Annotated in this window: 1 protein-coding gene; it reads left to right on the forward strand. The window is 73.6% G+C overall.

Annotation, left to right across the window (positions count from 1 at the left end):
• Positions 1-1,273: pentapeptide repeat-containing protein (locus Q2100_RS30475; RefSeq protein WP_302917018.1), on the forward strand; the 1,273-nt coding region annotated here is incomplete at its 5' end.
• Positions 1,274-1,418 lie beyond the last annotated feature (145 nt).

Here is a 1,418-nt window from a genome sequence, read left to right on the forward strand (position 1 = left end):
CGGGCTGCCGTACGGGGCGCTGCGTGTCGGGTGCGCGGTCGTGGCCGCGCTGCTGGTGGGTGCGGCCGTCGCGCGGATCTGCCACCCGGCGCAGACGCTTCGGCGGGAACTGCGCAGCAGCCTGACCGCCTCCCGCAGGCGCTCCACCCGCACCCCGCTGCTCGGTGCCGTGGTGCTGGCCGCCGTCCTCGGCGCCGGGGTGGCGGCGGCGATCACCTGGAAGGTCACCGGTGAGGTGTTCCCGAGCGGAGCCGCCGACACCTCCGCCTCGGCGATGCGGGCCGCGCTGCCACTCCTGGTGGGCGCCGCCGTGGCGGTGCTGCTGGTGCTGGTGTTCCGTCGGCAGCTCGACGCCGAGCGCGGCCGCTTCGCCGATCGCTTCGGCGCGGCCTCGGTGCAGCTGGGTGACGCGGAGGCGGCGACGCGTATCGCCGGTGTCTTCGCGTTGGCCGCCGCGGCCGACGAGAGCTCGACGTTCACCCGCAGGCAGCAGTGCATCGACGTGCTGTCCGGCTACCTGCGGCTGCCCTATGACCCCGAGTTCGGGGCCAACCACCTCGCCGAGCTCGTCTCGACCACGACCTGGACCGCCACCGCGCCTGCCACGAACATCGAGGAGAGCCGCAGGCAGGCCATCCGCCAGAACGACGGGGAGGTCCGTCAGACGGTCGTGCGGGTGCTCGCCGCCCGGCTGCAGCGCGACGCCGACGCGTCCTGGGCCGGCAACGACTTCGACTTCACCGGCGTGCTGTTCGAGGACGCGTCGTTCGCCGGGGCGGTGTTCCGCGGCCGGCGGGTGCGCTTCGACGGGGCGACGTTCCGCGGCGAGGCCACGTCGTTCGAGGGCGCCGCGTTCGACGCCGACCGGGTGTCGTTCGACGGGGCGCGGTTCGTCACGCCGGCCACCACCTTCGCCGGCGCACGGTTCCGTGCCGGGCACGTCTCCTTCGAAGGCGCGGTGCTCGAGGGTGTCGACGTGTCGTTCGAGGACACCCGGTTCACCGGCGAGGACGTCTCGTTCCGCAAGGTCGCCTTCGCTGGGGACAGGACGTCGTTCGCGCGCGCGAAGTTCAAGTGCCTGCAGGCGGCGTTCGACGCGCCGGTGACGTGGCGTGCGGTCACGTTCGACTGGGAGAAGCCGGAGACACCCGGCGGCAGCCCGCAGACCATCCCGCGCTGCATCGGCCCGCGTCCGTGGCCGCCCACGCTGTCGGAGGATCAGCTGGTGGAGAAGAAGGGCGTCCGCAAGAGCATGGAGGCCGCCCGCGGCTGACCTCGGGTCCGGAGGCCGCCCGCGGCTGACCTCGGGTCCGGAGGCCGCCCGCGGCTGATCCGCCCGACGCCCGGTTTCGCGCCGCGTGGCAGCATTGGACGCGATGAATATGCGTCGTGAGCTGCCCGAGTCGCCCTACCTGGCC

Source organism: Mycolicibacterium arseniciresistens (genome assembly GCF_030519285.1).
In the GTDB taxonomy this organism is placed as follows: Bacteria; Actinomycetota; Actinomycetes; order Mycobacteriales; family Mycobacteriaceae; genus Mycobacterium; species Mycobacterium arseniciresistens.